The sequence below is a fragment of the Pantoea sp. SM3 genome (genome assembly GCF_000963995.1).
Classification (GTDB): domain Bacteria; phylum Pseudomonadota; class Gammaproteobacteria; order Enterobacterales; family Enterobacteriaceae; genus Pantoea; species Pantoea rwandensis_B.
Map to the genome: position 1 here is coordinate 217732 of NZ_JZRD01000008.1, position 20045 is coordinate 237776.

At 54.9% G+C, this 20045-nt stretch carries 15 protein-coding genes; 9 read left to right on the forward strand and 6 right to left on the reverse strand.

The genetic code is table 11. The features are described 5' to 3' along the window. Positions 1–77 precede the first annotated feature (77 nt). Together VI01_RS05690 and VI01_RS05695 are read right to left on the reverse strand one after the other, a co-directional pair. Positions 78–2471, reverse strand: coding sequence for a TIM-barrel domain-containing protein (locus VI01_RS05690; RefSeq protein ID WP_045814320.1), 2394 nt, complete (start codon positions 2469–2471; stop codon positions 78–80). Between the two features lie 15 nt (positions 2472–2486). After that, the gene (locus tag VI01_RS05695; protein ID WP_045814321.1) at positions 2487–3788 is read right to left on the reverse strand and encodes an MFS transporter; all 1302 of its coding nucleotides are present in this window, start codon (positions 3786–3788) and stop codon (positions 2487–2489) included. 374 nt (positions 3789–4162) lie between these two features. On the opposite strand from VI01_RS05695, the gene uxuA reads away from it, so the two are divergent. The 4 genes from uxuA (at position 4163) to uxuR (ending at position 9259) form a co-directional block, all read left to right on the forward strand. Then, positions 4163–5341 carry a mannonate dehydratase gene (gene uxuA, locus VI01_RS05700; protein WP_045814322.1) on the forward strand — a complete coding sequence of 393 codons (1179 nt, stop codon included), beginning with the start codon at positions 4163–4165 and terminating at the stop codon, positions 5339–5341. A gap of 169 nt (positions 5342–5510) precedes the next feature. Beyond that, on the forward strand, positions 5511–6992 hold the full coding sequence (locus VI01_RS05705) for a fructuronate reductase (protein ID WP_045814323.1): 1482 nt from the start codon (positions 5511–5513) through the stop codon (positions 6990–6992). Beyond that, positions 6989–8407 carry a glucuronate isomerase gene (gene uxaC, locus VI01_RS05710; protein WP_045814324.1) on the forward strand — a complete coding sequence of 473 codons (1419 nt, stop codon included), beginning with the start codon at positions 6989–6991 and terminating at the stop codon, positions 8405–8407. The genes VI01_RS05705 and uxaC overlap by 4 nt, the downstream gene beginning before the upstream one ends. A gap of 84 nt (positions 8408–8491) precedes the next feature. Beyond that, positions 8492–9259 (forward strand): Uxu operon transcriptional regulator, encoded by a 768-nt coding sequence (gene uxuR / locus VI01_RS05715; RefSeq protein ID WP_045814384.1) that lies wholly within the window; start codon positions 8492–8494, stop codon positions 9257–9259. A gap of 33 nt (positions 9260–9292) precedes the next feature. Here the strand turns inward: uxuR and VI01_RS05720 are convergent, their stop codons facing one another. The 4 genes from VI01_RS05720 to VI01_RS05735 form a co-directional block, all read right to left on the reverse strand. Then, positions 9293–10480, reverse strand: a complete 1188-nt coding sequence (locus VI01_RS05720) for a PLP-dependent aminotransferase family protein (protein WP_045814325.1) — start codon at positions 10478–10480, stop codon at positions 9293–9295. A 666-nt stretch (positions 10481–11146) separates the two neighbouring features. Beyond that, complete coding sequence (locus VI01_RS05725) at positions 11147–12439, reverse strand: sorbosone dehydrogenase family protein (RefSeq protein WP_045814326.1); 1293 nt, start codon at positions 12437–12439, stop codon at positions 11147–11149. Next, positions 12436–12858 (reverse strand): DUF2231 domain-containing protein, encoded by a 423-nt coding sequence (locus VI01_RS05730; RefSeq protein ID WP_045814327.1) that lies wholly within the window; start codon positions 12856–12858, stop codon positions 12436–12438. The genes VI01_RS05725 and VI01_RS05730 overlap by 4 nt, the downstream gene beginning before the upstream one ends. A 131-nt stretch (positions 12859–12989) precedes the next feature. Next, positions 12990–14105 (reverse strand): ABC transporter substrate-binding protein, encoded by a 1116-nt coding sequence (locus VI01_RS05735; protein WP_045814328.1) that lies wholly within the window; start codon positions 14103–14105, stop codon positions 12990–12992. A gap of 325 nt (positions 14106–14430) precedes the next feature. Here VI01_RS05735 and VI01_RS05740 point away from each other — a divergent pair, with 325 nt between their 5' ends. From VI01_RS05740 to VI01_RS05760, 5 genes are all read left to right on the forward strand, one after another. Next, positions 14431–15585: a mandelate racemase family protein gene (locus tag VI01_RS05740; RefSeq protein ID WP_045814329.1), complete on the forward strand. Its 1155-nt coding sequence runs from the start codon at positions 14431–14433 to the stop codon at positions 15583–15585. Positions 15586–15750: 165 nt separating this feature from the next. Beyond that, the gene (locus VI01_RS05745; RefSeq protein ID WP_369801862.1) at positions 15751–17277 is read left to right on the forward strand and encodes an ABC transporter substrate-binding protein; all 1527 of its coding nucleotides are present in this window, start codon (positions 15751–15753) and stop codon (positions 17275–17277) included. Then, a complete protein-coding gene (locus VI01_RS05750; RefSeq protein WP_045814331.1) occupies positions 17274–18299 on the forward strand; it encodes an ABC transporter permease in 1026 nt (341 codons plus the stop codon). The genes VI01_RS05745 and VI01_RS05750 overlap by 4 nt, the downstream gene beginning before the upstream one ends. Beyond that, positions 18296–19201, forward strand: coding sequence for an ABC transporter permease (locus tag VI01_RS05755; RefSeq protein WP_045814332.1), 906 nt, complete (start codon positions 18296–18298; stop codon positions 19199–19201). The genes VI01_RS05750 and VI01_RS05755 overlap by 4 nt, the downstream gene beginning before the upstream one ends. After that, positions 19173–20039, forward strand: a complete 867-nt coding sequence (locus tag VI01_RS05760; RefSeq protein ID WP_045814385.1) for an ABC transporter ATP-binding protein — start codon at positions 19173–19175, stop codon at positions 20037–20039. The genes VI01_RS05755 and VI01_RS05760 overlap by 29 nt, the downstream gene beginning before the upstream one ends. Positions 20040–20045 lie beyond the last annotated feature (6 nt).

Consider the following 20045-nt stretch of genomic DNA (forward strand, 5'->3'; position numbering starts at 1 on the left):
CAGGACGCGCTGCTAAGGCCGGACGCCGTGAGTTTGAGGAGTGCGCATTGCTGCACACTCCTCCTTAAGGCTGGCAATTAGTGACTCGCGATGTCCGCCATCACCTTTTGCGCATCCGCTTTTTCAACCGCTACGCCATCAATATAAAGCTGGCGTCGTTCTCCGGCTGGCAAGGCGATCTGCAGCGTTTCCCAGGCTGGCTGGTAATCGCCTTTACGCTGGAAGCTCAGGTGAATCGCTTCGGCATCGCTGCGCATTTCCCAGCTTAACCACAAGGCGTTGCCCTGCTGATAACCCCAGGACTCACCGTCATCTTCAAATACCAGACCTTTGCTCTCGCCTTTACTCTGTAATGGATAAAGTTGCAGCGTGCGGCGGTCATCCGCTTGCGCATCCACATGACGCAAACGCTGACTGAGCGGCAATGCAGCGCCGGCTCGCACCAACATCGGCTGGGTTTCCAGCGGTGCTGGCAAGGTGATCCACTGGCCGCCGCTATACCACTGCTGCGTTGCGAAGTCATACCAACCTGTTTGGTTATCTGGCAGCCACAAACGGCGTTCACGCTGACCGGCTTCCACTACGCTGGCCACCAGCAAATCGCGACCCAGCATAAACTCATCGCACTCAGCGAAGGTCTGTTTATCCTGCTCATGGTCGAGGAAGGTTGGACGCAGCATCGGCTCATCATCAGCATGCGCTTGCCACAGCAAGGTATAGAGGTAGGGCAGCAGGCGATAACGCAGTTCAATCGCAGCACGAATCGCAGGGGTAACTGTCGGATACATCCAGGGTTCATTCACCGTGTGATCGTCATTCCACGAGTGAATGGTGAAACGCGGATGCATCACGCCGTTTTGCACCCAACGCACGAACAATTCTGCATCCGGCTTATCACCCGAGAACCCACCCACGTCATGACCCACGTTGTACAGTCCCGACAAACTCATCCCCAGGCCCATGCGGATGTTGTAACGCAGTGACGTCCAGTTAGTACGGTTATCACCGCTCCAGGTTTGCACATAGCGTTGCATGCCGGCGCAGCCAGAACGCGAGATCAGGAAAGGACGCTTCTCTGGAGCAAAACGCTGCTGCGCTTCCATTGACGCACGCATCATCAGTAGTGGCATCACCGGGCGAATATGCTTGATGGCGATGGGCGTACCAAAGCCGTGGCAGCGCGCTTCGCCGTCCCACACTTCATATTCGTTGTTGTCGTTCCAGGTCGAGTCAATGCCCTTCGCCAGCAGCTGTTGGGTGACATTTTCCTGCCACCAGGCCACCGCCTGCGGATGGGTGAAATCAAGATGTGAACCCTCATCGTCCCAGAACACCGAGCGCTCTGGCGCATCCTGTTCCGAATCGCGGACAAACAAGCCTTGCGCCGCAACTTCTTCATAACGCGGATGGTCCTGCAATAAGCATGGCTTGATGTTGGCTGCCAAGCGCAAACCGGCATCGTGAAACGCCTGGCTCATCACTTCCGGCTGCGGCACCTTGTCGTAGTTCCAGTTAAATACATAGCGCTTGTTATTGATCGAGGTATAACCCGATGACAGCTGGAAAGAGTCACACGGAATGTCGTGCTCTTCACACAGGCGAATGAAGTTCATCAGCTGATTTTGCGCATCCGGTGCATCGGTGTAGTGCATGGTGGAACCGCTGTAGCCGAGGCTCCATTTCGGACCAAACAGCGTTTTACCGGTCAGACGCACAAAGGCTTTGGTGACATCCAGCACTTTGCTGCCAACAAACAGGTAGTAATCAATATCGCCGCTTTCAGCCTGCCAGCGGCGATAAGGCTGATGGTAGTTATCCAACTCGTTGCCGAGATCAAACCAGCTGCTGCTGAGGTTATCGTAGTAAAGGCCGAAACTCACATCGCTGCGGCGCGTAATGGTAAAGGGTACATGTTTGTACAGCGGATCGGTTGAAGAGGCGTTATAACCCATCGCATCAAGGTTACGCATTTCATAACGCTTGCCATTGCGCTGCAGGTCACCGGCTTTCTCGCCCAGGCCGTAATAGGCATCGTCATTCATACGACGCTGGTAGTGCGCCACGCCATCGCCGTGCGCGTTAATCAGATAGGCACTGGTTGGGCGGTCGCAGGTCAGCAGTTGCCAGGCGCCAGCGCTATCACGATGTTGCCACTCCAGCGCCAGCGGCTGATGGACAATCACGCGCAGCACATCGGTGGAGACCACCAGCGTATCGCCCTCTTCTTCCAGGGTGAATCCTGGCAGGGTAAAGCCTGCCAGACTGTCACGCGAACGCCCTTCCCACGGCACATCGCTGTCTGGCGCAATGCTCCAGGTGCGGTCCAGCGCATAGCCGCTTTGGCGTTTAATCGAGACACGGAACATGCCAGATTCCAGCACATACAGGTTCAGCGTGTATTTTCCATCGACGGTTAATGCAACATGGTGTTGATCAGAATGTGTGAGTGACCAATTTTTTAAGGTTTTCATTGTTACCTACTTTATTCAGGCGCGCTGGGCGCGACGTTCAGCAATAAATGCAATCAGGAAGACCGCGCCAATCAGGTCGAAGAAGCCCATGGCGACAAACAGCGGGTTAAAGCCAATCTTGTCGGCGGTGACGCCGATCACCAGTGAGAACAGGAAGCTGGAGATCCACGCGAAGGAACCGCGCATACCGTTGACGGTGGCCATCTGGCCCTTATCGAATTTCTCCACCACCAGCGCGCTGAGCATGCAGGAGATGATCTGGTGACCGAAACCGCCAATCGAGATCAGCGCAATCGCGAAGTAGGGATCTTTGGTCATCGCCACCAGCGCGAGGGAGAGCATCAGGAAAGCGCCGGTGACCGAGCTGGCGACCACCGAGTTGACCAGTCTAAAACCAAACAGACGGGTGTAGAGACGCGTCAGATAGCCACTGGCCACACTGCCGAGGTCCGCAGCGAGGAACGGCATCCAGGCAAACATGGCGATCTGCTTGAGATCCATCCCGAGATCTTTCGCCAGATAGAGCGGCACCCAAAAACTCAGTACGCCCCACGCCGGTTCGGCCATAAAGGCAGGAATGGCGATACCGTAAAAACGTTTATTTTTTGAAACGCTTTTCAGTGCCTTGAAGAAAGGGAGTTTGACGGCGGGAGGTTCATTATCCTGACGAATGAATTCGAGTTCCGATGTAGACAGATTGGGATGAATTTCCGGATCGCGATACAGCAACCACCAGAGCACCACCCACGCCAGCGCCAGACAACCAGTAAACAGGAACGCGCCCTGCCAACCGAAGGAAGCGTGAGCAAAATAGATGATCGGCGGCGCCAACATCGCACCAATTGAGAAGCCCACGCCGGCCCAACCCGCTGCAACCGGACGCTCTTTTTTCGGGAACCATTCGCCTAACACTTTGGCGTTGGCAGGTGTTGCCGCAGCTTCCGCGCCACCCATGACAAAGCGCAGAATGGCAAGATGCACCCAGCTCGCCGCCCCGGCATGGAACAGACAGGCAACCGCCCAGACCGAAGCACAAATCAGGAAGCCGGCTTTGAGACCGATCACATCAATCAGCCAGCCGCAAATCGGTTGAAAGAAGGTATACGCCAGCTGAAACGCACCGACGATCCATGAATATTGTTCAGTAGTGATGCCCAGGCTGGTTTTCAGCTCAGGCGCCAGAATGCCCAATGAGTTACGCGTGATGTAGTTGACGGTAACGCCCGCTAAGAACAACACCAATACCCACCAGCGCAAATTGCGGAAGGTGCGTTTGCTGCCAGCGGCAGCGATCCCTGGATTCAAACTGCGGTTCATCTGGTTCTCCAATCTTTATTAACATCATGAGCTTACAAATCCTGTGATCTTTGCGCGGGCTATTGATAAACCGGAAATATCGCTGGTTGCCGCACAGGAATTGCTGCTTGTTGTTGAGGAGCGACTTCAGTAAGTCATCTCTAACCATCCGCCAGGAGTGAACCACAGATGCTGAATCTGGTCGCCAGTAAGATGCCGCATTTGTGATCTGGTTAACCAAAATGGCTAACCAGGTTGACATCCGCTGTCAAAGAGTCGAATTTTAGGGCCTGAAAGCGCAATCCATGTCATAAACAGTGCGCTAACCGATAAATAGGTCAACCAATATAAGAATCGTCTTGAGTTTCATCTCAGGGCCGAGAAGAGGTAACAACATGAAGCAGACCTGGCGCTGGTATGGCCCAAATGATCCCGTTTCTCTTGCCGATGCACGACAGGCTGGCGCGACCGGCATCGTCACCGCCCTGCACCACATCCCTAACGGCGAAGTGTGGTCGGTGGACGAAATTATGCAGCGTAAAGCCATCGTGGAAGCCGCTGGTCTGGTGTGGTCAGTGGTGGAAAGCGTGCCGATTCACGAAGAGATCAAAACCGGCAGCGGTGAGTGTCAGAAGTGGATCAGTCATTATCAGCAGTCGCTGCGAAATCTGGCGCAATGCGGTATCAAAACAGTTTGCTACAACTTCATGCCGATTCTCGACTGGACGCGCACGGACCTTGAATATCTGTTACCCGATGGCGCGAAAGCCCTGCGTTTCGATCAGATCGAATTTGCCGTGTTTGAACTGCACATTTTGCAGCGTCCCGGTGCGGAGAAGGATTACAGCGCCACTGAAATAGCGCAGGCAGCTGAGCGTTTCGCCACCATGAGCGAAGCGCATAAAACCCGCCTGACGCGCAATATCATCGCGGGTTTACCGGGTGCAGAAGAAGGTTACACGCTGGACCAGTTCCGTGCGCAATTAGCCCGTTATGATGGTATCGGCAAAGCTGAATTACGTGAAAACTTCGCTACCTTCCTGCGCGCCATTATTCCGGTAGCAGAAGAAGCCGGTATTCGTATGGCTGTTCACCCGGATGATCCACCTCGTCCGATTCTTGGTTTACCGCGTATTGTCTCCCATGCAGAAGACTTACAGTGGATGATCGATACCGTACCGAGCCCGGCGAATGGGTTCACCATGTGCACCGGTTCTTATGGCGTCTTAGCTGAAAACGACCTCGCCGGCATGGTGAAACGTTTTGGTCCGCGTATCTACTTTGCGCACTTGCGGTCAACCAAACGCGAAGAGAATCCAAACACCTTCCACGAGGCGGCGCATTTGGGCGGCGATGTCGACATGTTCGCGGTGATCAAAGCGCTTGCTGAAGAAGAACATCGCCGTAAAGCGGCCGGTCAGGAGGATTTGATTCCGATGCGCCCTGATCATGGTCACCAGATGCTCGACGATTTAAGAAAGAAAACCAACCCCGGCTATTCCGCCATTGGTCGTCTGAAAGGATTGGCGGAAATTCGCGGTGTGGAGCTGGCGATCCATCGCGCTTATTTCTGAAAGCTTAGCGCCGTCGTGGTCGCCATAAATGGCGACCCTATAATCCATCGGTAGGCTGTAGGGAACATCCCCCCAAAATCCACCGGTAGGCCATATGGGGCCTCTCCCTTACATGCATCGGTCCGATGTAGGGTGCGCATTTATGCGCATCGGGTCGAATGGAGTTTACATGGAACACAACCTTGCCAATGGCGAGCTAAACGTCACCCGCCCCGCCTGGAATCATCAGCGGCTGGTACCGCGTATTGTGCATATCGGCTGTGGCGCCTTTCATCGCGCGCATCAGGCGTTGTATCTGCATCATCTGCTAGAAATCAGCGACACTGACTGGGGCATTTGTGAGGTCAACCTGATGTCGGCGAGCGGCAAACTGTTGGTCGAACAACTGCGCCAGCAAGATCTGCTCTACAGCGTGACGGAAAAAGGTGCCGAGCAGAACGATGTTCACCTCGTTGCGGCCATCAAAGAAGCCTTACACCCTGCGCTGGATGGACACGACGGCATTATCGACGCGCTGGCTCGTCCGGAAACCGCTATCGTTTCATTGACGGTGACGGAAAAAGGCTATTGCACCCAAGGTGCTAACGGTGAGTTGGATGCTGACAATACGTTGATACAACATGATATTGCGCACCCCACGACGCCTAAATCTGCCATTGGTTTCATCGTCGAAGCATTACGTGTTCGTCGTGAACGCGGTGTTGGGCCGTTTACGGTGCTCTCCTGCGACAACCTGCGTGATAACGGCCATGTAGCGCGCGCCGCTGTGGTGGGCCTGGCGCAGTTGCGCGATACCGCACTGGCGCATTGGATTGATGAGAACGTGACTTTCCCCAGCAGCATGGTTGACCGCATTGTTCCCGCAGTGACCGACGAAACTCAACAGGAAATTCGTGCGCTACTGGGCGTAGACGATCCCTGTGGCGTGGCCTGTGAGCCGTTTCGGCAATGGGTGATCGAAGATAAGTTTGTCAACGGTCGCCCAGAATGGGATCGCGTTGGCGCGCAGTTTGTGGCCGACGTTGCGCCTTTTGAAATGATGAAACTGCGGATGCTCAACGGCAGTCACTCATTTCTTGCCTATCTCGGGTATTTGGGTGGCTGTGAAACCATCGCTGAAACCATGCAACTCCCGACCTATCGCCAGGCGGCATTGGCACTGATGATGCAAGAGCAGGCACCTACGCTGTCGATGCCTGAGGGGATCGATCTGCACGCCTATGCCAGCCAGTTGATTGAGCGTTTTAGCAACCCTTCGCTGCGCCACCGGACGCAACAGATTGCGATGGATGGCAGTCAGAAGCTGCCACAGCGCTGGCTCGATTCCGTGCGCTATCACTTGCTGCAGGGCAGTGACTATCGCCACTTGATGCTGGGCATTGCTGGCTGGATGCGTTACGTACTCGGACAAAATGAACGAGGTGAAGCATTTGATGTGGTTGACCCATTAATTGCTACGCTAAAAGACATCAACCAGCACACGCCAGAAGGCGATGCCCGTGTTAGCGCCCTGCTTGCCGTGAGAACCATTTTTGGAGACGATTTGCCCGCCAATCCGGGCTTCGTCAGCCATCTTCAACAGGTGTACGCGCAACTTTGCCAGCATGGTGCCCGTGCCGCCGTTGCATCCCTGAATCAGGAGCCGAAATGAAGCACTTTATGGATGACGATTTCCTGCTGCAAAGCGACGTTGCGCGTCGTTTGTACCATGACTTTGCCGCCGATATGCCGATCTACGATTATCACTGTCATCTCAACCCGCAGGAGATCGCCGAGGATCGTCAGTTCGCAAACCTCGGTCAGATTTGGCTGGAAGGTGACCATTACAAATGGCGTGCCTTGCGTGCTGCGGGCGTGGATGAATCACTGATCACCGGTAAATCTACGAGCGATTACGATAAATATCTCGCGTGGGCCCACACCGTGCCCAAAACGCTGGGCAATCCGCTCTACCATTGGACGCATCTGGAGCTGCGTCGCCCATTCGGCATCACCAATACGTTATTTGGGCCGGACACCGCACAACGCGTATGGGACGAATGCGCCGAGAAACTGGCAACCCCGGCATTTTCTGCACGCGGCATTATGCGTCAAATGAATGTACGTATGGTTGGCACCACCGATGATCCGGTTGATTCGCTGCAATATCATCGTCAGATTGCTGAAGACAGCAGCTTTGATATTGATGTCGCCCCAAGCTGGCGCCCGGATAAGGTGTTCAAGATTGAGCTTGAAGGCTTTGTTGAATACCTGGGACGGCTGGAGGCAGCAGCGGATGTGGCGATCACCGACTTTGATGCGTTGCGCACCGCGCTGTTACGCCGTTTAGATCACTTCTCTGCCCATGGCTGTCGTGCAGCGGATCACGGGATTGAAGTGCTGCGCTTTGCACCTGTTCCCGACGATAGCGTGTTGGACGCCATTCTGGCGAAACGTCGCAACGGCGACACGCTGAGCGAACGGGAAATCGCGCAGTTTAGCAGCGCGGTGCTGGTCTGGTTGGGTTCCGAATATGCACGACGTGATTGGGTGATGCAGTTACACATCGGTGCCATTCGCAACAACAGCACTCGCCTGTTCCGTTTGCTCGGTGCCGACAGCGGTTTTGACTCCATTGGCGATAACAATATTGCTTTGCCGCTCTCGCGCCTGCTGGATGCGATGGATGTTAATGATCAACTGCCAAAGACCATTCTGTACTGCCTCAATCCGCGTGACAACGAAGTGCTGGCGACCATGGCAGGTAACTTCCAAGGTGCGGGCATCGCCGGAAAAGTGCAGTTTGGTTCCGGCTGGTGGTTCAACGATCAGCGCGATGGCATGCTGCGCCAGTTGGAGCAACTGTCTCAAATCGGTTTGCTCAGCCAGTTTGTCGGGATGCTGACCGATTCACGCAGCTTCCTCTCTTACACACGTCACGAATACTTCCGCCGTATTCTGTGCAACCTGCTCGGTCAATGGGTGCAGGATGGCATTGTGCCGCACGATGAAGCCGTACTTGGCAGCATGCTGCAAGATATTTGCTTTAACAACGCACAGCGCTACTTTGCCCTCAATCCACGTTGAAAATTGCGCCCTGTGCTATAGTGCAGGGCGCAATTGATGGCAGCGTCAGTGGTCGTAAACTTCTTAATCAGCAGAAAAGAGCTCATGAAAACACAAGCATCAGCACAGCGCCCTTATCAGGAAGTGGGGGAAATGTTGCGTAACATGATTACGCAAAAGCAGTATGCCGTGGGCGAGCGGTTGCCGCCTGAGCGTGAACTGGCTGCGCTGCTGGATGTCACGCGTACGCTGGTGCGTGAGGCTCTGATTATGCTGGAACTGGAAGGCTTGATTGAGGTGCGCCGGGGTGCAGGCATTTATGTTGTGAATGACAGTCCTACACCGCGAGCATCAGCGCAGGCGGCCTGCAATGATGCCGGGCCGTTTGAAATGCTGCAGGCGCGTCAGCTTCTGGAGAGCAATATTGCTGAGTTTGCCGCGCTGCAGGCAACCCGTGAAGACATCATTAAGATGCGACAGGCGCTGGAACTGGAAGAGAAAGAACTCGCTTCTGGCGCGGTCAACGAGAGCGAGAACGGCGATCGTAATTTCCACTTAGCGATTGCCGAAGCCACCCACAACAGCATGTTGGTCGAACTGTTTAAGCAGTCCTGGCAGTGGCGTGAAGACAATGTGATGTGGAGCCAGCTGCATCGTCATCTGGTCAACACCCATTACCGCAAACAGTGGCTGGACGACCACAAGAAGATTCTCGCCACGCTGATTAAGAAAGATGCACGCGCCGCCAAGCAGGCCATGTGGCAGCATCTGGAGAATGTAAAACAGCGCTTGCTGGAATTTTCAGACGTCGATGACATCTATTTTGATGGTTACCTGTTTGAATCCTGGCCGCTGGACAGCGCCAACGGCTAGCATGAGCCCTTGTCACCAAGGGCTTTCAGGTGATTACTGCGGTAACGAAGCTTTTAAACGCTGTGCTGCGAGAGCTAAATTGGTTTCCGATACTGAAGCATACGAAATACGCAGCGTAGAAGTATCCGGATTATCACAGTAGAAAAACTCACCGGGAACATACACCACACCATTGCTCAGCGTGGTTTTCAGCCATTCGGTGGTGTTGAAGGCTTCTTTGAAGGTTGCCCACAGGAACATGCCACCCAGCGGGCGATAGAAGTGCAGCTTATCCCCCAACTCCGTCTCCAGTGCTGCACACAGTGCATCGCACTTCTGCTTATAGGCCGCGCGGATCAAGCGAATCTGCTCCGGCAAGCGACCGGTTTCCAGATAATGACGCGTCAGGGATTGTGACAAGGCACTGGTGTGCAGATCCGTCGCCTGCTTCAGGTTCACCACCGATGATTTCAACCAACCCGGCATGGTAATCCAGCCAACACGTGCACCCGGCGCCAGAATTTTGGAAAAGGTCGAGGTATAAATGACATTCTCACTGGCACCCATGGCTTGCGCATGGGATTTCAATGGGCGGAATGTCTGGTCGGTGAAGTTGATCTCGCTGTAGGGATCGTCTTCAAAAATCAGGAAATCATACTGCTTCGCCAGTGCAACCAGCTGCTGACGGCGCGCTTCTGATAAGGTCACACCGCTTGGGTTGCCAAAGGTCGGAACGATATACACGGCTTTGATTGGCGTCTGTTTGACCAGTTCTGCCAACTCGTCGACGATCATGCCTTCGCCATCGGTACCCACAGACTTAAATTGCGCATCAGCCAACTGGAAGACCTGTAACGCGGCGAGATAAGTCGGACGCTCCACCACCACCACGTCGCCTGGGTTAATCAGCGCGCGCGCAAGGATATCCAGTGATTGCTGTGACCCGGAAGTGACCACAACGTCGTCCGGTGTGCAATCGATACCACGATCGGCTGAAATGCGGCAGATCGCTTCACGTAACAGCGGATCCCCTTCACTCAAGCCATACTGAAACGCATTGTGCCCATCCTGGGTTAGCGCACGGTCCATGGCAATGCGCAGACCTTCGGTATCAAACAGATCGGGATTCGGGATACCACCACCGAGTGAAATCACCCCTTCCATTTTGCTGTGTTTCAATAAATCGCGAATGGCTGATGAATGAATGCGTTTAACGTTATGGGATAACTTTTGCGACGACATAAAACCTTTACCTGATTATATTTTTCTAAGGCTAAATTCATAACATAAGTTAGCTATGCTGATAATCACATTTTCACGGTTTGGCAAAGAGAATTTAGTACCGGAAGGAAACGACGGATATGGCGAAATTATCACTGCTGGCAAAGAACGAAAAAAGGCGGAGGGGTGAGCTCCGCCTTGCTTCAAGTTCCGGTCAATGTGCCTGACCGGTCAGTTGCAAAAGGGCAACGATGATTTGCAGGATCACCCGGACCAGGTCCAGGAGTAACCGAACAAGTTCCATCACTTTCCTTCTCCTCTGACAGGAGCGCGCCTTTCAGCCGTCGGGGCTTTGACTCCACCCGCCGATGGCCTGAGCACAGCTGTGAGGAGTGCTGAGCGCCACTCATTGTGGAAGCCACAGGCCAGCACCACCTGAAACCTGCCGGGATTTGACAATCCGCGCCCCTGGGAGTCATCAGAAAACAATGAGACTGCGCTCGCCACTCAACACCTGTATAACCATACAGTATTTTTGCGAAACTTGAAATATTCCCCCGCACATTTTATGATTTGCTTTGTGAGGAGTGCTGAGCACCCCGTTCGCAGCGCGGTTACCAGCCAGTTAGCGAACATAAAAAAAGGATTTGGCGTGATAGCCAAATCCTTTTTTATTGCCTGCGATAATCAGTTTGCCGAACTGACACGCCAGATGGCATTACCGGCATCATCCGCGATCAACACACCGCCCTGCTGGTCTGAAGCCAGGCCGACCGGCAAACCTCGTACCTGTTTTTGGTCATCGGTCAGGAATCCCGTGACGACTGGCTGCGGCTGTCCAACCGGTTTTCCGTTTTCGAATTTCACCCACACCACCTGGTACCCATTCAACGGCGTACGATTCCAACTGCCGTGCTCACTGATAAATGCCCCTCCGCGATACTGCGGCATGTTATCTGCGCCATAGAACAGCAAGCCAAGCGGTGCCACATGCGAGCTGAGCGCGTAATCCGGCTTGATGGCCTTCTCGACTAAATCGGGACGCTGTGGCTGCGCCCGCACATCGATATGTTGGCCATAATAGCTGTAAGGCCAGCCGTAAAAGCCTTTCTCCTGCACTGATGTCATGTAATCTGGCACCAGGTCTGAGCCGATTTCGTCTCGCTCGTTGACAATCGCCCATAGCTTGCCGCTTTGCGGTTCCCATTGCAGACCGGTTGGATTGCGCAGACCGCTGGCATAAATGCGACTGGCTCCGCTGGCTGCATCCACTTCCAGTACCGCCGCACGACGATACTCTTCGCCAATGCCATTCTCACTGACATTACTGTTAGACCCCACGCCGACATACAGCTTGCTGCCATCGGGGCTGGCGACCAGCGATTTGGTCCAGTGGTGATTGATCGGCCCGCCAGGCAATTCAGTAACTTCCACCGGCGGTGTGTGAATTTCGGTTTGCCCGGTTTGATACGGGAACTTCACCAGACTATCGGCATTCGCGACATACAGCGTGTTTCCGACCAGCTGCATGCCAAAGGGGGCGGTAAGATTGTCGATGAAACGATGTTGCTCCCATTTGCCGTTCACGTTACGTAGAAGCGTAATTCGGTTTCCGCCAGCCCCGCCTTTACCCGATGCATTTTTCACCATACCGGTGATGAGATCTTTAGGTGCCGTGGTCGGCTTCGGCGTACCGTTGGATTCGGCGACCAGCACATCATTATTAGGAAGGACCAGCACCTGGCGAGGATGCTGCAAATTGTCGGCGATCTTTTCAATTTTCAGCCCCTGCGCGACCTTCGGCATTTCACCCGCTTTCCACGGTATGGCTTCTGGCACCTGCATCGGCGGCATAAAGAAGTTTTGTGCTTGCGGCAGCTCAGGATTGGGGCCAATTTGCTTTTGCGGATCGATCAACGCACCATCGTCACAGGCGCTCAGAACCATTGTCAGGGTCACTGCACCAAGAATCTTCTTCATTCGCGACCTCCTGACGTGCTGCGTCCGCGCAGCGCGAGCTGCAGATTAGCGACCAGCAGTAAGGCCACCACCACCGTAGAGAGTGTGACGCCAAGTGGCACCACCGCGTAAGCATCGCGACTGTGAATAAAGGCATTCGCGATAGCCACGAGGATAGCCAGCAGTGACAGCCAGAAATGGAGCTTCTCACTGGGATAAGGGCCGCGAAATAAGTAAACAAGACTGATTAATCTTGGCAGGATCGCCAGCACCAGACCCATCGCAATCAACCAACTGGCTGATTTGGTCCACATGATGACGAAGGTTTGCAGATAGATGATATCGAACAGCCAGGCGGCGACAAAAAAGCCCAGCGGCAGCGGTTCCAGTAGAGCGTAAAGCCCTACAGCAAACGCTGAACGTCCCGAGGTATACAACATTTCACTCTCCCTATTACGTTTATTATTCAGGCTATGGCGGCGATTTCGCTTCCCCGAAATCGCCGCCAGGCGCCTGTAAAATATTAGTAAAGATGAAGAGTAATGCGCGTTATTGCCGCAAATAGCCTAAATTATGACTTCTCAGCCGGCAGTGTGACCCAGTAACCTGGCTGATAAGGCAGTGGCAGAAACTTCTCATGAAACTCGCGGAAGGTGGCGTCAGGATCGAGATCTTTGAACAGGTCCGGATGCAGCCACTTGGCCAGTGCCTGAATCGCGACAAACTGATACGGGCTGTCATAGAACTGATGCCAGATGGCGTGCGCATTACCGTTATGCGCTACTGGCAAAGTTTTAAACGCATCGCGCATCATCAGCAACTTCAGACGTGCCGTGGCTTCTTGTATATCAGCGCCAGGACCCACGCCCACCCATTTACCCACGGTGTTGTAGTTCTTCCAGTTTGCGCCCGTCACCACCACCACATCCGGGCGGCTGGCAATGATTTGCTCTGGGTTGAGGGTACCGAATGTACCTGGAATCAGATCTTTAGCGATATTGCTGCCGCCAGAGAGTTCCACCATCTGACCAAAGTTCTCGTTTCCAAACGACATGCAGCATTCGTCGGTATACCCGCCCGCACGGTCAATCATCACTTTCGGACGCGGACCCGCGAAGTTTTTCAGGCGATCGGTCACCTTTTCGATCTGCGCACGGCGGAAAGCCACGATCTCTTCAGCACGCTGCGGGTTATTGACCAGTTCGCCCATGATGCGGATGCTCTTCTCGGCGTGCTCCATCGGTTTCTCACGGAAGTCGATAAACACCACCGGTACGCCAACCGCCTGCAACTTCTCAATCAACTTGCCTTCATCCGTCGCCGCTTTGGATTCCAGATTCATCAGCACCAGATCCGGTTTTAACGTCAGGGCTTGCTCAACGTTAAAGGTACCGTCTTTTGCGCCACCGAAGGTCGGCAGCTTTTTAATTTCCGGATACTTTTTCTCATAGGCCATATAACCGTCATAGTCGGCCTTATGGAAGTCATCACGCCAGCCCACCACGCGATGGAACGGTGCAGCAGTATCGAAAGCCGCCAACAGATACATCTGGCGCCCTTCGCCCAAAATAATGCGTTTCGATTCCTCTTTAACTTCAACCTGACGTCCTGCAATGTCAGTGATGATTTTTGCCGAAGCGGAATCCGCCACAGCCAGTAACCCCAGCGCTAACAGCCATTTTTTCATTGTGTCTACCCATACAAATGATAATGATTATTATTAAAATTTCGCGGCGTCACTATTACCTGGCAGACGCGAAATGAAAAGCCCCTGGGACACATTTTTTTACATCCGTTAACGCATCACATCACTGTGCCATCGCTCACAAAACGTCCCGCATCCGTGAATATGCTCACAGCAAGCCATGCAACTGCCCAATTAATCGGCTGCTCTTCCCGCATTTTGGCTAATGCGTAAACAAAATGTGAAGGCTAAATTACGAAATGAAACGCCGTTTTAATTTTTAGATAACGCTCAGCCTGAGCATGGAAATCGTTCTGGAGGCCATACCGTGAAGATCAGCGCCATTGATGTCACTCTTTTTACCTACCCAACGCGCCGTGTTTCCGACAGCGCCGGGCACTCCCATCCCGGTGCAGAAACCGATGCACAAATGGCGCTGCTCACCCTGACCAGCGAAGACGGCGATTGTGGTTACGCCTTTGCGCCAGCAGAAGTCATACGGCCGCACGTGGTCAACGCCTTCTTCCGTAAGGTGCTGATTGGGCAAAACGCCTTTGATCGTGAACGTCTTTGGCAGGATCTGGTGCACTGGCAGCGCGGCAGCGCACATCAGCTCACCGAACGAGCGCTCTCCGCCGTGGAACAAGCGCTGTGGGATTTGATTGGCCGCAAACTTAAACAGCCGGTGCATAAGCTGCTGGGCGGCTATCGCGAGAAAATCCCCGCTTACGGCAGCACCATGTGTGGCGATGAGCTTGAAGGTGGCCTCTCAACGCCGGACGAGTACGCCCAGTTTGCCGAGAAGTTGGTAGCACGCGGTTATCAAGCCATCAAACTGCATACCTGGATGCCGCCGGTTTCATTTGCCCCCAGCACCGCGATGGATATCAAAGCCTGTGCCGCGGTACGCGAAGCGGTAGGTCCGGATATCGCCCTGATGCTGGACGGCTACCACTGGTACAGTCGCAGCGAGGCCCTCACCATCGGTAAAGCACTGGAGAAGCTTAACTTCGCCTGGTTTGAAGAGCCGATGGAAGAGGAAAGCATGGCCTCCTATGCCTGGCTGGCGGAAAACCTCAGCATTGACGTCCTTGGGCCGGAGAGTCTCGGCGGCAAACACCACAGCCGTGCCGATTGGGTGCGTGCAGGAGCCTGTGACATCCTGCGGGCCGGGGCCAACGGTGTCGGTGGCATATCTGCCACCCTGAAAGTGGCCAGCCTGGCCGAAGCCTTCGGTATGGATTGTGAAGTCCATGGCAACGGTGCGGCCAGCATCGCGGTGGTGGGTGCGATTCGTAACTGCCGCTGGTATGAGCGCGGACTGCTGCACCCTTTCCTCGATTACGAACAACCGCCCGCCTATCTCAACAGCCTGGTCGATCCGATGGATGACAAGGGCTTTGTGCATCTACCCACGCGGCCTGGACTCGGGGAGGACATCAATTTCAGCTGGATTGAAACGCATACGGTGAATCGCTGGTAAGCGTCGAACACAAGCAGTACGGCAAACAACTATAAACCTCTGACCTGCTGGACTTTGCTTATGAACATTTCTCGTTATTGCAGAGCGTGGTGTGCCACGCTGCTGCTGCTCACGGGTAGCCCGTCGCTGCTGGCCGCCACGCCAGACGACCAGCTGATCGTGGGCATGAACATGAACAACCTATTGACGCTCGATCCCGCTGCCATGACCGGCAATGAAGTGGTGGGCATTGTGGTCAATCTCTATGATGGGCTCGTCGAGTTGGACCCGCGCCAGCTCACCCACGTGCGCCCTGCTCTGGCGGAACGTTGGGAGATCAGCGCCGATCATCGCCAACTCACTTTCCATCTGCGAGATGGCGTGCATTTCCATTCCGGTCACCCGCTGACGAGCGAAGACGTGATTTGGTCGATGCGTCGGGTGCTGCATCTAAATCTGGCACAAGCTTCAGTGTGGAAATCGTACGGCTTTAGCAAGGACAATGTGGATCAGATGATCACTGCCCCCGATGCCCACACGGTGGTGATCCAGTTGCCTAAGCCTAACGATCCGCAGCTGGTGCTCTATTCCCTGGCCGCACTCGGCAGCATGGTGGTGCTGGACAGCAAAACGGTGCAGGCACATGCGGTCAATAATGACTGGGGCAACCGCTGGTTAACCACGCACGAAGCCGGTTCAGGCCCGTTTCGTCTTGATGTGTGGCAGGCCAAAGATGTATTGCGCATGAGCAGGGATGAAAATTACTGGCGTGGCGCTGCCAGATTAACCCGCGTGGTGTTCCGCCATTTGCAGGAGTCACAAACCCTGCGTTTGATGATGCAAAAAGGGGATATCGACATCGCCAGTAACATGGCCATTCCTGATGTGCAGGCGCTGCGCCACGATCCCGATCTCAGCATTGATGCGGTGCAGAAAGGCACGCTCTATTACCTGGCAATGAGCATGAAGGATGACCACTTCGCCAACCCGCAAGTGCGCGAAGCCGTGCGCTACTTAGTCGATTATCAGGGCATCAATAAAACCCTGATGGCCGGTTATGGCACCTTGCATCAGCGTCCGATCCAGTCTGGTATGCCTGAAACACTGCCCGATCCCGGCTATCGACTCGATGTGCCACGCGCCAAAGCGTTGCTGGCGGCTGCGGGCTACCCTAATGGCTTCGACACCACCTTGCGCGTGTTAGCCGACCAACCCTTCCTGAACATCGCCATCGCCATTCAATCGACACTGATGCAGGCAGGCATTCGCGCCAAAATCATCACCGGCACCGGTAACCAGATTTATGGCGCAATGCGCGAACGCCAGTTTAATTTACTGGTCGGTCGAGGTGGCAGCGGTGTAGAACCGCACCCGCACTCTAGTCTGCGTTCGCTGGTGTACAACCCGAATAATGCTGACAGTGCCCGGCTGACGAATTTTCAAGGCTGGCGCACCGGTTTCTACGATGCCCAGCTCAACAAGATGATCGATCAGGCGCTGCTGGAACGAGATACACAAAAGCAGCAGCAGGATTATTTTGCCATTCAACGACGTTATGACCAGTTGATTCCGGCTCTGATGCCGATTTCTCAAATGACCGATTCGGTGGTGGTGAACAATCGCGTGCAGGATTATGTGCCGCACCCTTCCGCCACCACCTTCCTGCGCGATGTGTGGAAAACGCCAGACAGCCTGGCTGGAGGTGCCCAATGACCTTAACCAAACGTCACTGGCGGCGAGCGCGTAGCCGTGTATTGCAGGTCGCAATCACGCTGTTCGGCCTGTTGCTACTCACTTTCTTTATTGGCCGCGTGATGCCGCTGGATCCGGTGCTGGCCATTGTCGGACCGGATGCCGATCACGCCACCTATCAGCAGGTTTATCACCAGCTGGGTTTTGATAAACCGTTGTGGGTGCAGTTCTGGATTTATCTGCAAGGCTTGCTGCACGGCAATCTTGGGCTGGCGCTGCTCACCGGACAGCCGGTGATCAACGATATTTTGCGTGTGTTCCCAGCCACCGTTGAACTGGCCACACTCGCCATTCTGCTCGGCACCGGTCTGGGCGTGCCGCTGGGCGTGTGGGCTGCTGCACGGCGCAACAGCGTGGTGGATTATCTGGTGCGCATCATCAGTCTGGCTGGCTACTCCACGCCAATTTTCTGGGTCGGTATGATCGGTTTACTGCTGTTCTACGCGCATCTGGGTTGGGTCGGTGGTGCCGGTCGGGTTGATTTCAGTCTCGATGGCATTGTGCCGCGTCGCACTGGATTGTTGCTGATCGATGCGCTGCTGGCAGGCAATCTCACGGTGTTTAGCAACGCACTCAATCATCTGATCTTGCCCGCTTCTTTGTTGGGCTTCCATTCACTCGCCTACATCAGCCGTATGACGCGCAGCTTTATGCTGGCGCAGCTGTCGCAGGAATTCATTTTGACCGCGCGGGTGAAAGGCCTGACGGAGTGGCAGGTGATTTGGCAACACGCCTTCCGCAATATTCTGGTGCAGCTGCTGACGGTGGTGGCGCTGGCGTATGGATCCCTGCTTGAAGGCGCGGTATTGATTGAAACCGTGTTTTCCTGGCCCGGTTTTGGCTCTTATCTCACGGGCAGCCTGATGCTCGGCGATATGAATGCGGTGATGGGCTGCGTATTGGTGGTCGGCCTGATTTTCGTGCTGCTTAACCTGCTCTCTGACCTGCTTTATCAGGTATTCGATCCGAGGACCAAAGTATGACTGTTTCTCTCGATCTGCTTCATGCCAGCACCACGCGTGAACGCGTGGCACGCTGTCGCCGTACTCTCTCGCGTATCGGCCATTTCCTGTGGCAAATGGCCTGCAATCCCCTCACGGCCATCGGTGGGGGCATCATTTTACTGCTGCTGATCGTGGCGCTGTTTGCACCGTGGATCGCTCCCTACCATCCACTGATTCAGGATTTGAATAACGCACTCACGCCGCCAAACGCACAGCACTGGTTTGGCACCGATGAGTTTGGACGCGACATCTTCAGTCGTCTGGTGTGGGGGGCGCGCATTACTTTGTACATCGTCATGCTGGTGTCGATCACCGTCGGGCCATTAGGCCTGCTGTTGGGTGTGACTGCGGGCTACTTCGGCGGCAAAGTGGACAGCGTATTAATGCGCGTCACCGATATCTTCATCTCGTTCCCGAGTCTGGTGCTGGCGCTGGCGTTTGTCGCGGCGCTGGGTCCCGGCCTGGAACATGTAGTGATGGCCATCACCCTCACCGCCTGGCCGCCGATTGCTCGCCTGGCGCGCGCGGAAGCGCTGTCGCTGCGTCAGGCGGACTTTGTCTCTGCCGTGCGCCTGCAAGGTGCCTCTTCCCTGCGCATTTTGTGGAAACACATCGTGCCGCTGTGTCTGCCCTCGGTGATCATCCGCATCACCATGAACATGGCCGGCATTATTCTCACCGCCGCCGGACTCGGTTTTCTTGGCTTGGGTGCGCAGCCGCCCGATCCTGAATGGGGCGCGATGATCGCCAGTGGCCGCACTTACATGCTGGAGTGCTGGTGGGTGGTGACCGTGCCGGGATTAGCGATTTTGATCAACAGTCTGGCGTTTAATTTCTTAGGAGATGGCTTACGTGACATCCTCGATCCCCGTAGCGAATAGCGCTATTCCCCTGCTCGATGTGCAGGACCTTCAGGTTAATTTCGTCAATGGCCGCCAGATGACGCCAGCGGTGCGTGGCATCTCCTTCCAGTTAGGCAAAGAGAAGCTGGCAATTGTCGGTGAGTCAGGCTCAGGCAAATCCACGGTCGGCCGGGCGCTGTTGCAACTGCACCCGCGCAGCGCGCAAGTGACCGCTCAGCGCATGCAGTTTGCGGATGTCGATCTGCTACGCGCTTCGCCTGCACAAATGCGTGCCGTGCGCGGCAAACGTATTTCGATGATCATGCAAGACCCTAAATACTCACTGAATCCTGTGGTACGCGTGGGTGAACAAATTGCCGAAGCCTGGCGCAGTCACCATCCGGGGCAGCGCGAGGTGGCACGCCAGCGGGCGCTGGAGATGCTGGAGGTGGTACAGATTCGCGATCCACAGCGTGTGTACCAATGTTTTCCACACGAGATCTCAGGCGGTCAAGGCCAGCGCGTGATGATCGCCATGATGCTGATCACCGACCCCGAGTTGCTGATCGCCGATGAGCCGACCTCGGCGCTGGATGTGTCTGTCCGGTTGCAGGTGTTGACGCTGCTGGATGAGTTGGTGCAGCAGCGCGGGCTGGGCCTGATCTTTATCAGTCACGACCTCAATCTGGTGCGACGTTTTTGCGATCGCGTGTTGGTGATGTATGCCGGCCGCGTGGTCGAATCGCTGGCCGCCGATCAGCTTGATCATGCCCGGCATCCTTATACCCAGGGATTACTGGCCTCGCTGCCGGATATGGACGCACGCCGCTCGCGATTACCGGTGCTGCAGCGCCAGGCCAGCTGGTTACAACCTTAAGGAGAG